Origin of the sequence: Shewanella sp. KT0246 (assembly GCF_019654955.1) — a bacterium.
Lineage (GTDB): Bacteria > Pseudomonadota > Gammaproteobacteria > Enterobacterales > Shewanellaceae > Shewanella > Shewanella goraebulensis.
This window is the reverse complement of sequence record NZ_BPEV01000017.1, coordinates 96812-110343: the sequence shown is the minus strand read 5'-3', so window position 1 is coordinate 110343 and position 13532 is coordinate 96812. Positions and strand designations below refer to the sequence as shown.

Genomic DNA, 13532 nt, shown 5'->3' with positions numbered 1-13532 from the left:
GCTTAGCTGGACTGCTTTGATTTTGAATTTTACAGGATAAAACCATGTCTTTCTTGGTTGGGTATATCTAGGCATTTTAGCCTCCTCAAAGTGATGAGGAGGTGTCTACTAAACTGGGGGAAGAGCAGCGTCCAGTTGAACGACTTGTTATGTGTTGGGATGATAGTCATCATATAAATCTGGAAGAAAACTAGCTAAGTGGTTCATTTCCATAGCACAGTGTACGAGCATTTCTTTCCCTGCTTCGATAGATAAAGTATGTTTAGTGAAAAATTTAGACCCTGCTATTTTATTTATAATTCCATTAGTGGCTAACCCTCTAATTTCTGGCTTCCCTAACCAAAAGCGACTTCGCATTTCACAGCCATCTTCAGTTTCTCTGATTAAATGAATCAACTTTCCAACATTTAACGGAAACTTTTGAAGTCCAACAGAGCCACAGACCGCAATACTAATATTAGCCTCTTGAAACTGGCTAATATCAAAAAAAGTAGAAGCATCTGAAAAAGTAATAATTATATCTTGTAATCCACTGCCTATATATTCAGTGACAAAATTAGGGTTATTTAGGTATTTTTCGCGATCTGATAAATTTGGATCATCACCTATCATTTTTTCCGCTCGATTAGCTACATGACAACGAGGATGCCATAGCTTGTAACGTTGGCTTTCCATGTAGTGCCAACCAAACCACCAGTCAATCATTTTGCCAGTAACTTTGGGCATTCTTGTTAATACACTTACAAAAATCTCCCCATTTTCTAAACGCGTATAGCCATTTTCTAAAGGCAAATAACCTTGTTTCAGGAGTTGGTTAACATCTGTAAAGGGAAAACCTAGTTCGGAAGCTTCAGGGCCATGCTCAGTAGCGTGTATAGCATGCTCTTGCATAGTGGACATTTGAGGATTCCAGTATTTTGCATAAGCCTTATTTTCAAGATCCCCTGTTTGCATTCCTAAATATTTTTCTTGACTCATATTGTCCTCACTAAACTAAAACACATAACAGCTTATTATACGGATCGCCTGATAAAGTCGTCCGTTTAAGTTATTGATTTATAGAATCCTAAATTCTCTATATCTTTGATGTAAACCAATAAAATTCTCTTGGCACCCTAAAACAAACCGAGCTTGCGTGTTAAAGTCGCTTAAAAAATAAGTGATGAAATTTATTTCCAACATTATCAGACAATTATAGATTTTTAGTTAAGCATGAATTACGACTTTAGACTTATTTGATGAGCTGTTTGATTTAAATTAAGCCAAATCCCATTATACCTGTATATAAAAACAGTTCATTAGATTGTGCAATCTAGGCTGTAAGGATGGCAACTGTAAAAAAGCAATTTCATTTAAATGTTGTATGGAAAACGAAGATAAGCATTGTTAAATAGAGCTTTGGTTCTAACTAACTTTGGGGCAAAAACGCGTTAGAACTACAAACGAAGTTTAAAGCTGGATAGTCCCCCGTTGGAAATCTTTCGCCTTCTTGTCAATAAAGAGTGAAAATTTCGCCGGGGCTGCTGGGGAGATGCAAGAGGGGTGAGCAGTTTCACCCTTCTTGCTCTGGTGTGGGCGAAGCGCCACGACTTTGATTTTTCAAAATAGGAAACTATATTTGAGTCACATGTTTTAAGGTAGGCAGTTTTACACTTGATCTATATCGAGTTTGTTATAGGAGAGCAAAACTTCAATCTAATCCATTGCCTGCCGCAGGCTTATGCGCAGATACAACTGCGAGACGCTGCAAGTACATCCTTGTAAGCTCTGCCAAAACATCCATGTTTTGGAAGCTCGCTGCTGCATCTACGCGAGTGTTATTATCTCTTCGATTTGACTGTATTTGTGGCCATTATTAGAGCTATAGAAGACAAAACGCCGTTATTAACTAACGTAATAATGACAATAAATCATCAGCATTGCCCTGCCATTGGCTCTTAGCACTGCCCGCTAAAATACTGTCAGCTAAACTTTGTTTATGTTGCTGCATCTCTTGGATTTTCTCTTCTACCGTACCTTGTGCAATCAGCTTATATACAAACACTGGATTAAGCTGACCTATGCGGTGCGCTCTGTCTGTTGCTTGTTTTTCAGCTGCTGGATTCCACCAAGGGTCAAAATGAATAACCGTATCGGCTGCTGTTAAGTTAAGTCCTGTACCACCCGCTTTTAAGCTGATTAAAAATACGGGTACTTCACCTTCTTGGAAGGCATCAATTTCAACCTGACGGTTACGGGTTTGGCCAGTGAGCTTACTGTAGCTTATGCCCATATCGATAAACTCTTGCTCAATAAGTGCCAGCATACCGGTAAATTGGCTGAATATGAGTATCTTACGCCCCTCTTCCACCATTTCAGGCACGTTTTCAGTCAACCATGTTAGTTTGGCATTGTTTTCTACGTATTGAGCTTGTTCAAGCTTTACTAAGCGAGGGTCGCAACAAGCTTGACGGAGTTTAAGCAAGGCATCTAAGAACTCAATATGACTACTTGAAACACCTTGTTTAGCAAACAATTCCCGTAGCTTTTTCTCCATCACCAATCGAATACTTTCGTATAAGTTACGCTGATCTTTCTCGAGCTCTAAGGTCTGCACAATAATGGTTTTTTCAGGCAGCTCTGACATCACTTCGCTTTTAGTACGGCGGAGTAAAAATGGCGCGATACGATTTAGTAAAACTGCAGATTTTTCAGTATCCGCTTGTTTTTCGATTGGGCCTCTAAACTCTTTATTGAAATAGGCATGTTGGCCTAAAAGCCCAGGTAAACAAAAATCCATCAAAGACTTAAGTTCGCCTAGATGATTCTCTAACGGTGTACCAGATAGGCATAACCTAAACTGACCTTTAAAGGTTTTTAGTGCTTGCGTCACTTTAGCTTGAGCATTTTTAATTTGCTGGGCTTCATCTAAAATAATGTGTTCAAAACTGTATTCACTGTAAACAATCTCATCACGCAAAATCAGCGGATAAGTCGTCACGATAACATCAAAGTCCTCAATTTGATCTAATAAAGCTTGGCGTTTATTACCGTGAACCACCAGCACTTTTAAATCAGGAGTAAATTTTTGCGCCTCTTTATACCAATTACCCACAAGGCTTGTTGGACAAACAATCAAGCTTGGTCTGGTTTTTCCTGACGTTGTCCTAGTTGGCACATTTAAGCTTGAACTTACCGCTGCGGCCTTCATTTGTTTTGCTTTTAACAAAAATGCCAAAGTTTGCAGGGTTTTACCTAGCCCCATATCATCAGCAAGAATACCGCCTAACTGATACTCTTTTAAAAAACAAAGCCAGTCATACCCCTGTTTTTGATAATCACGTAACGTGGCATTCAATCCCGTAGGCAATTCAACAGCTTGGATACCTTTAAACTCAGAAAGCTTACTAGCAAGGTGTCTTACCCGTTCGCCATTTAATAAACGAATATCACTTTCTGATAATTCATTGAGTAAGTCAGCTCGGTTACGGGGTACTTCTAACAAGTCACCGCCACCTCGTTGAAACAACTCTTGAATTACCGATATTAACGGCTTGATGGTTTTAGCTTTAATCTTTACAAAACGGCCGTTTGGCCCTGGAAGGATCAGCTCTTGCTCATCATCAGGTTCGCCATTTTGTTGCAACCACCTTGCAACTAAGCTCAAAAGCGGCACACTTTGCCCTTCAATATCGGCATTTAACGATAGCGAAAACCAACCACTGTCTTCATCGTCGTCTAAATCAACTTCGATATCGGCTTCAATAATGTTTAAATCAAACTCTGGGGCAAACTCAACTTCATAACCTAGATCTTCTAGAGTCATGATCCCAAATGTGGTTAATTGCGCCCACTCGTTGACCATTTCAGGCATTAAACCAAGACTGTAATAACTGACTGAATTGTTGGTATAGGTGAGTAAGCTATTATCAATGGCTTGCAGTTGCAGGCTTTGTAAACATTCAATGGCTTGTGTTTCACTGTCGAGTGCACGATGAATTTGATACTGAGTTTTGCCGCGTTTTATTAAACTGATTTTCTCGCGGCTGACTTTCCCTGGAATGGTAATATCGCCATAAGCAAATTCAAGCTGTAATACTGGTTGAACAACCGCGCTGTCGTTTAACTGCACCATAGTAAAGGTTAATTTAACCTTCAACGGATCTTCGATTTCATGAAATTCAATTTCACTGGGAACAGGCACACTTTTAGGCGAAAAGTGACGCAGCATTTTGTCACTAATGCTATCAACCTTATCTAATGGCACTGGCGGCATTTGTTGCAGTAACTTAAGTTTTTCAACGGTTAATTCTGTTGCTACGGCGCCAATTTTTAAATAATCCAAATCGACAAACATAGGCGGACACGTGGCAATAAACTCCCAATTATCTAACTCCGGCATGCTCATGCTAATTTGGGTATGACGCGCATCTGTTTCTTGCCAAACAAAATCAGGAGTAACAGGATTAGTGATAGTAAGTGGTGTGCGGCTTTCTTCCCAAAAACAAGTTTTAAGTTCCAGCATTTTATTTAAAGCTAATGCGCAGATTTCACCTTCTAAATAAATTTTTGAAGCACTTTTAGAAGATGACAATAATAGGCTGATAATTTGGCTATCTTCAGGGTTAATCCACCAAGGAAGATGATATTTAACATCGTTTAAAGCAACTTTACTGCCCTTGTTGTATTGGCCTTTTTTATTTAATTTACTGCGCTTAAAATCGACAAAAATACCGTGATGATCGCTAGATAAAGTAAAAATAATGCGATCTTTTTCTTCATCCTCGTCTTCAACAGGGTTAATAAGGTCTTGTTTTTCTAGCTGCATTAACCACTGACTCAAACGCTGTTCTTCAACCGGTTTTTTATCAATTAAGGCTAAAAGCGCGGCAGCGACGTGCTTACAGTTAGTCGCTACCGGACAGGTGCAATGAGACTTCATCACAATTTTATGATTAACGTTAACCAAAGTAATATCTTGGCGGTATGGCTCAATCGCAGAGCCCACCACAAAAGATTCGATATTATGGTTTTCTTGGCTTGCATGTACTTCAAGTACACGCCCTTCAATCAGATAGTTCTGTGCTTTTTGAAGTTGAACAGAAGAAAATAACTTAGCAATAAGGTCTAAGCTAATTTTAATTGGAAGATTAAACAATTTGGCCGACATGCACTATTCCATACAAGCTGTAGCAAGAAAAATTGGCTACACAACAACGAACGTAACCATCCATTGTATGGAAGAAGATGGCAAAATTCTACTGTATTTGGCCATCTTCAAAAAAAACATCACCCTTGTAGTAAATACTCTTCGGCAGCTTCTATCTCGCGAGGTTTTCCGACGAGCATAATGATGTCTTTGCGCTCGAAGACCCACTCTTCTGGTGGCGGGCTCAGTTCCTCGCCTTTACGCCTCACAGCACGTATTTCAACACCTAATTGAGACCACGGAATCGCCGTTAACTTCTTACCTACCGCATTTGAACCTGTATCCAATGACACTGCGTGCAGTAATTCAAGGGTAAAGTCCGTTTCAGCACCGGTAAAAAATCCATGTAAATATTGATAATGATTACGCCTTTCTGACTCTAGCCGCTTAATAATTCGCGGCAATGGCACGCCACACTTATATAGCACCTGTGACACCAACATCAAACTCCCTTCTAGTTTTTCAGGGATAACCTGAGTCGCCCCCATTTCTTTTAAGCTATCAAGTTCAGCATCATCTGTGGTGCGCACTAATATTTTGGTTTCTGGAGCCAGTTTACGAGACAAAGCCAAACATTCTTCCACCTGCCTTGATTCACCAAAAGTAATCACCACCATACTTGCACGGCGTATGCCTATTTGTTTCAGCAACCCCATTTTACAAGCGTCACCAAAGAACACAGGCTCGCCTGCAATTTTTGCCTCTGACACTCGTTTAGGATCTAAATCTAATACCACAAAAGGCACAGCCTCTGTTTTTAAAAAGCGTGCGATTGTTTGTCCTACTCGGCCATACCCCAATATTAAGACTAAGTCTCCGTCTTCAGGTGGCGGTAATATAAACTCATCTTCCAACTGGTTCTTTTTAGACGTTTTACCTTCAATTTTTTGCGCGATTTCGACACTGTTTCTCACAAGCCAAGGCGCAATTGACATTGAAAGCACAGCCACCATCACGAATATGGTGCTCATTTGAGTTTCGAGTAATTCATAGTTCACAGCTAAAGCAAGGACAACAAAACTGAATTCACCCACCTGTGCTAGGCTAATCGCGGTACTTAACGCCACTTTGAACTGCTCACCGCCTAGTTTTAAGATGCCAAATACCACAATGGTTTTCGTCAGCAGTACAGCAAAGAGTATCAATAAAATTTGCCACCAAAACTCAGCCACAATGGTGAAATCAAGCAACATTCCAATAGAAATAAAAAATAGCCCCATTAATAAGTCACGAAACGGCCTAATATCGGCTTCAAGCTGACGGCGGTACTGGCTTTCACCTAATAACATACCGGCAATAAATGCTCCCAATGCCATTGATAAACCTAACCACTGGGTGAATGCACCAGTAACTAACACCACGACTAATGTAGAAAGAACAAACAACTCATTGGAACGAGAGCGGGCAACTTCATCAAATATGCGCGGCAATATCCATTTACCAAAAGACATTAAACCAATAAAAGCGAGGATCCCTGTTAACAAACCCCAAGCTAAATCGAGAAAGCCAATTGGGTCGCCGTTAGTGGATAGTAGTGGCAGAACGATTAATAAAGGAACAACGGCAATATCTTGAAATAACAGCACACTGACGGATAACTCACCGTGCCTTCTTCGCATCCAACCTTGCTCGTTTACTAACTTGAGCACAATTGCTGTAGATGATAATGCGACAGCCGAACCGATCACCACAGCAGCAATCATATTTTGGCCAAATAACAAGGCAACAAGGCCTGCAATTAATGCCGTCAAAGTCACTTGTGCACTACCTAAGCCAAAAACCGTACGGCGCATAGACCAAAGCTTAGGAACGGAAAACTCAAGTCCTAAGCTAAACATGAGTAACACCACGCCGAGTTCGGCTACTGAGTGCATTTGCTGCTGAGTAAACCAATGAAAACCGCTAGGCCCGCTGACAACACCTGTGAGTAAATATGCCAGAATTGGCGGTAAGCCAAATCGACGTAATAGAGAGATTGCCACAATTGCAATCACCAACATTGAGAGAATATGGATGAAAATGCTGTGCTCCATAAATACGTGTTCTCCGAGTCAAAAAACTAGCGATGAAAGAAACAGTTTATTAACAAAGCAATTCATTAACAATAACCATATGAAAATAAGCAATAAAAAATATTAGGCACAATTATTGCTTACAAATTGATACAGATAGCAAGAATAAGCAGTAATGACACTTGCGAGTAAAGTTAGCATCATCAAATGAGGTAAAAATAATGGATTACGCAATAGCTTCACAGCCATATCCAGAACAAAACTGGGATAAATCAGCACCTTACAAAAGTATTAAAAGTGCTGACTCAGAAAATAATTTGATGAAAATTCTCCAACAAATGCATTCAAGTTTAGATCCAAGAACTGTATTTGCCAGTTACGGCAATACGCTTGGCCAACTATTGCCGATACAAGGGTTACAGCTTAATCATCAACTAAAACTCAATTGGGGTCGCTGCCATGGCTTAAACCAACAACGGGTCATTAGTGGTTTTGGCGAACCCTATAGTATTAAGTATTATCTCAAAGCACCGCTTACCCCAAACCAGTTATTACAATTAAATGAGCTAGAAACCCTGTTTTCTCAGCCATTTGCTAACGCCATCAAGTTTGAAAAAATGTCTAATCAAGCTATGTTTGACGCCTTAACAGGTTTAGGAAACCGCTACTATTATCGTCAAAGTATCAAAAGTGCATTAGCAAGGGCGAATCGAAAGCAAGGCGATATCTCGTTGTTAGTGTTGGATTTAGATAACTTCAAAAGTTTAAATGACAAACATGGTCATAAGTTAGGCGACACTATTTTGTCTGAGTTTGCTGAATTGGTAAATGAAGCTATTCGTAATACCGACCAAGCATTTCGTATTGGTGGTGATGAATTTATTATTATAGCCCAAGGAAATGAACTCGAAATGACACCTCTGTGTCAGCGTATTATTGCGGCAATGGTAGAGCACCCATTAATGAGTGCTTTTAACGTGCAATGTAGCCTCGGTGTTGCTGACTCTAAAGAGACACAAGCACAAGACAAGTTGTACGAGCGTGCAGATGCGGCATTATATGCAGCAAAGGCATCTGGTCGAAACTGCTTTAAATTCAGCACCGAAGCAAACTAAGTAACAAGCGGAGCAACAAATAGAGCAACTAGGTATTATTAAAAGCAGAAAAACAGCTTGTTATAATTTAAAACCGAGCTCTTGTTGCTGAGCTAAAAATCGTTTGTCGACCCATAGCCCAATTGCAGCCACAAGGTAGTCATTATAAAAGACCAGCGGGATCTGATTTCTCTGCCATGGAGGCACGGCAAGTTCTTGCCATATCTTTTTAAGCTCACGTCCCTTGTCTCTAAAATGAGGCTGACAACGAGTACTTCCTTTTGCCCCATAAACAATCGTGACACTTTCATTTCTTGGCATTCTTAAGCGTATACCTTGATCGACCATAAAAATCTGATATTCGTTAATCGTTAAGCTATTTGCTGCCTGTGGCGGTTCTTCTGAGATAAAACCAGATAGTGTGTTGATGACGTCAGCTTGATCAACCTTCAAACTCACCTCATCAATCACAGGGACAATGTAAGCATTGCCAGCAAAACGTTTAATTGAATAGTCACCACAGTGGACATTCACTTTGGCATCATCTGCGGCGTTGAGTGTTTGTTCAATAATTTGCTCAAGCTGAGATTGAGAAGGTAAATTAAAGCCTTGGCTTTGGATAAAGCCCCTTAGCAGTAATCCCTGCCACTGATAAGATTGCTCTCTTAAATTTAGCAATTTAAATGCTGGGAATTGCGCCTTTACCGAAGAGTCAATGAAGTCAGGTAAGCGATTATTCACTTCTTGTTCAATTACTTGTTGCTGTTGAGCACATAAATTGGCACTTCTTGAAGCCGTGACAGCAATACTCGGCCAGCGCTGTTTTAATCGAGGGATAATATCTTGGCGTAAAAAATTACGATCAAATTGCTCATCTTGATTACTCTCATCTTCAATATGCTTTAGCTCAACTGATGCGGCAAAAGATTCGATTTGGCTTCTAGACACATCAAGCAGAGGTCTAACAATCCAGCTGTGCTGATTAAAGAGTTGCATAGCCCCCATAGCAGCCAAGCCTTTAGGACCTTGTCCACGCTTTAACGCTAACAATACCGTTTCAAGTTGATCATCTTGATGGTGAGCAGTTAATAAAATGTCACCTTGATTAAGGTATTTTTTGAATACGTTATAACGGGCATCACGCGCTATCGCTTCTAAGCTTTTGCGCGGCGCTTTAGTGAGGTTAACTCGCTCGATTTGAATCGGAAGCTGGTATTTTTTTGCTTGAGTTAAACAATGCTCAACCCAAGTTTCAGCGTTATCGCTCAAGCCATGATGAACATGGACTAACAGACATGGAACATCCGGGTGCTGCTGAGCAAATAGACTTAGGCCATAAGCAAGACACTCTGAATCAACCCCGCCACTGTAAGCTAATACTAACTTAGGTTGCTGATTGCCTGATAAAACAGGTGAATTAGATGAAAGCAGTGCTAAAGTATAGCGCTCGATAGCTTGGCTTATTTCACTGACTGTCATCATTTGCATCCCTACTTGGATTAATGAAACTGATTGAACTAGTTGAGTTAATAGAATCAAAGCCAATGAGTGCTGATAGTGCTTGTATTAAAATCAACTTAGTAACTTATAACTAAAAAACAATCTTAACGTTTTTAGAGCCAACTAAGCTTTCAATCGCCAGCATCAACTCATCTGTCGGGTTAACGCGCCATTCATCGCCCAAGTTTAACTGCCCTGCTGCTTCTTGTTGCTGGTAATTAATCACCACAGGCACACTGCCATTTTTCCATGGTGTTAATGCGGCTTCAAACTGTTCAAGCCAAGCTTGATTAATATCATCTGCAGTCACGTTAATTTCTACCGCATTAGCAAAGTGGCTGCGCGCTTCACCAATCTCGATAATATTGCGTGCCGTCATGCGATTGCCGCCAGCAAAGTCATCAAAACTGACTTCACCTTCACAAATCAAAATACGGTCTTTCTCTAGTAAATGATTAAACTTCTCAAACGCTTCAGTAAATAACATCACTTCTAGGCGGGCGCTTTTATCATCTAAAGTCACTAGACCCATTTTAGATCCACGCTTAGTTATCATCACGCGAGTCGCAATCACTAAACCTGCCGCTTTCATGGTTTTACCGCGATCTGTTGGATGCACATCTTTAAGACGACCTGAAGTATATTGCTTTAACTCTTTTAGGTACTGATTGATTGGATGACCCGTCAGGTATAACCCTAGAGTATCACGCTCACCTTCAAGCCATACTTTATCTGGCCAAGTGGCACACTCAACAAAGCTTTGTTTGTTGTCTTCAGGCTCTGAATTAAGCAAGCCAAACATGTCATTTTGACCAGTAGCCTCAGCTTTTGCATGCTGCGCTGCGGCTAAAATAGCCTCAGGTAAAGTCGCTATCATGGCTGCTCGGTGCGGTCCTAAATTATCCAATGCACCTGCACAAATGAGCTTTTCAATTACACGCTTATTGAGTTTTTTCAGATCGATTCGAGCACAAAAATCGAATAAATCGGTAAAAGGCCCATCTTTACGCGCATTTAGAATCGATTCTACTGGGCCATCACCAACCCCTTTAATCGCACCAATTCCGTATACGATATTTAAGTCATCATCGACAGTGAACTTGAACAAGCCCTTATTCACATCTGGCGGGATAATCGGCAAGCCCATACGCTCACATTCATCCACCAAAATAACAATTTTATCAGTGTTATCCATATCCGCAGACATTACTGCAGCCATAAACTCAGCTGGGTAGTGGGTTTTAAGCCACAAGGTTTGATAAGAAACTAAAGCATAAGCCGCTGAGTGAGATTTGTTAAAACCATAACCTGCGAATTTTTCCACCAAATCGAAAATCTTCATCGATAAGGGGCCATCAACGCCATTCTTTATTGCACCTTCTTCGAAAGTACCGCGCTGCTTAGCCATTTCTTCTGGCTTTTTCTTACCCATTGCACGACGCAGCATATCCGCGCCACCCAAGGTGTATCCAGCAAGTACCTGCGCAATTTGCATGACTTGTTCTTGATATAAAATAATGCCGTAAGTAGGCTCTAGCAGTTCTTTTAATGACTCATGTTGATATTCAGCATCTGGATATGAAACTTCTTCACGGCCATGCTTACGTTCAATGAAGTTATCTACCATGCCTGATTGCAGTGGGCCTGGACGGAAAAGTGCCACTAGTGCAATCATATCTTCAAAACAATCGGGCTGAAGACGTTTAATCAAATCTTTCATACCACGGGATTCTAATTGGAATACAGCTGTAGTCTCGTAGCGTTGTAATAACCTGAATGATTTAGGATCGGTTAAACTAATTGATTCAATCCTAACCGGCTCTTCCCCTGCTTTTGCTAAGCGAGGGTTAATCATTTGCAGTGCCCAATCGATAATGGTCAGGGTTCTTAACCCCAAGAAATCAAATTTAACTAAACCAGCGGTTTCAACATCATTCTTATCAAACTGGGTGACAGGGTTTAAGCCTTCAGCATCACAATAAAGTGGTGAGAAATCGGTGATAACGGTTGGTGAGATAACCACTCCACCAGCATGTTTACCTGCGTTACGTGTCACACCCTCAAGGCGTCGACACATATCAATCAATTCGCGTACGTCTTCATCAGCACTATAAGCTTCAGGTAATGAAGGTTCCACTTCAAACGCTTTCGTCAGCGTCATTCCAGGTTCAGCTGGGATCATTTTAGTCAGACGCTCAACAAAACCATAAGGATGGCCTAAAGCACGCCCAACGTCGCGCACAACAGCTTTTGCAGCCATGGTACCGAAAGTAATAATTTGCGAAACCGCATCTCGTCCATATAACTCAGCAACGTGATCAATCACTTCATCACGGCGATCCATACAAAAATCGACATCGAAATCGGGCATCGATACACGTTCAGGGTTCAAGAAACGTTCAAATAATAAATCATACTCCAACGGGTCTAAGTCGGTAATTTTTAGTGCATAAGCCACAAGAGAGCCCGCACCAGAACCACGGCCTGGTCCGACTGGGATATCGTTATCTTTACCCCATTGGATGAACTCCATTACGATCAAGAAGTAACCAGGGAATCCCATTTGGTTGATAACTTTAAGCTCGACATCAAGTCGTTCATCATACTCGGGGCGCTTTTCTAAGCGTTCTTTTTCATCTGGAAATAAAAACTCAAGCCTTTCCTCTAAACCTTTCTCAGATATATCAACAAGGAAGTCTTCAATGGATAAATCACCTGTAGGGAAGTTAGGCAAAAAATATTCATTTAAGCGAATGGTGACATTACAGCGCTTGGCTATTTCAACTGAGTTAGAAAGTGCAGAGGGAATATCTGCAAACAATTCACACATTTCTTCTTCAGTACGTAGATATTGTTGGTTGCTGTATTTCTTGGGACGGCGAGGATCTGCCAAGGTAAATCCATCATGGATCGCCACCCGAATTTCATGAGACTCAAAATCATCTGCTTTTAAAAATACCACTTGGTTAGTCGCAACCACAGGCAAGTCTTTTTCTGAAGCAAGCTGAACCGCCATATGCAAATAACGTTCTTCGTCAGGGCGGCCAGTTCGTATTAACTCAAGAAAGTATCGGTCTTCAAAATGAGTTTTATAGAACTCAACCAGTTCATCAACTTGAGTCTGATTATCTTTTAATAAGGCCTTACCAACATCGCCCTCTTTTGCTCCCGAGATCAATAAAATACCGTTATTGAATTTAACTAACCATTCTTGGTCGATAACAACTCTGCCGTTAATTTGTCCACGTAAATACGCTTCACTGATTAACTGGGTCAAACTTTGGTAACCATCATTATTTAACGCAATGATAGTGACCGCGCAAAAGTCGTCAGCAAAACCTGGTACTTTCATCCAAAAATCAGCGCCGACAATCGGCTTAATCCCAGCCCCATGAGCACCACCGTAGTATTTAACTAAACCGCAAAAGTTATTTTGGTCGGTTATGGCTAATGCTCCCATCCCAAGCTCTGAAGCTTTGGCTAAGATAGGTTTTACTTTTGCCACGCCATCTGACATGGAAAAATCACTGTGAACACGAAGGTGGACGAAACGAGGATCGGACATAGATTATGATATCTTTGGAATGCTTGATTAAAAGGAAAAAACCGCTGACCAGATTAGCAAACTAACCTAATTTATAATAGTGAATAATCAATATTACGATGTCATTAATGATTTTAAAATATGCACACAGGCTTAGGGAAACGTTACCTTATTTTTCTGTAATATCGAAGGTA

General features: G+C 40.7%; 6 protein-coding genes. 1 reads left to right on the top strand and 5 read right to left on the bottom strand.

Translation table 11 applies throughout. From position 1 onward, the window contains the following. Window positions 1-147: 147 nt before the first annotated feature. The 3 genes from K5Q58_RS10465 to K5Q58_RS10455 form a co-directional block, all read right to left on the bottom strand. The gene (locus K5Q58_RS10465; RefSeq protein WP_220753871.1) at window positions 148-978 is read right to left on the bottom strand and encodes a DAPG hydrolase family protein; all 831 of its coding nucleotides are present in this window, start codon (window positions 976-978) and stop codon (window positions 148-150) included. Between the two features lie 910 nt (window positions 979-1888). Continuing rightward, window positions 1889-5149, bottom strand: coding sequence for a DEAD/DEAH box helicase (locus K5Q58_RS10460; RefSeq protein WP_220753870.1), 3261 nt, complete (start codon window positions 5147-5149; stop codon window positions 1889-1891). Window positions 5150-5268: 119 nt separating this feature from the next. Further along, a complete protein-coding gene (locus K5Q58_RS10455; protein ID WP_220753869.1) occupies window positions 5269-7221 on the bottom strand; it encodes a monovalent cation:proton antiporter family protein in 1953 nt (650 codons plus the stop codon). A gap of 200 nt (window positions 7222-7421) precedes the next feature. On the opposite strand from K5Q58_RS10455, the gene K5Q58_RS10450 reads away from it, so the two are divergent. Next, window positions 7422-8315: a GGDEF domain-containing protein gene (locus K5Q58_RS10450; RefSeq protein ID WP_220753868.1), complete on the top strand. Its 894-nt coding sequence runs from the start codon at window positions 7422-7424 to the stop codon at window positions 8313-8315. A 60-nt stretch (window positions 8316-8375) separates the two neighbouring features. On the opposite strand, the gene tilS is transcribed toward K5Q58_RS10450, so the two are convergent. After that, window positions 8376-9776: a tRNA lysidine(34) synthetase TilS gene (gene tilS, locus K5Q58_RS10445; protein WP_259651312.1), complete on the bottom strand. Its 1401-nt coding sequence runs from the start codon at window positions 9774-9776 to the stop codon at window positions 8376-8378. A 109-nt stretch (window positions 9777-9885) separates the two neighbouring features. Continuing rightward, the gene (dnaE, locus tag K5Q58_RS10440) at window positions 9886-13359 is read right to left on the bottom strand and encodes a DNA polymerase III subunit alpha (protein ID WP_220753867.1); all 3474 of its coding nucleotides are present in this window, start codon (window positions 13357-13359) and stop codon (window positions 9886-9888) included. Between the last annotated feature and the right edge of the window lie 173 nt (window positions 13360-13532).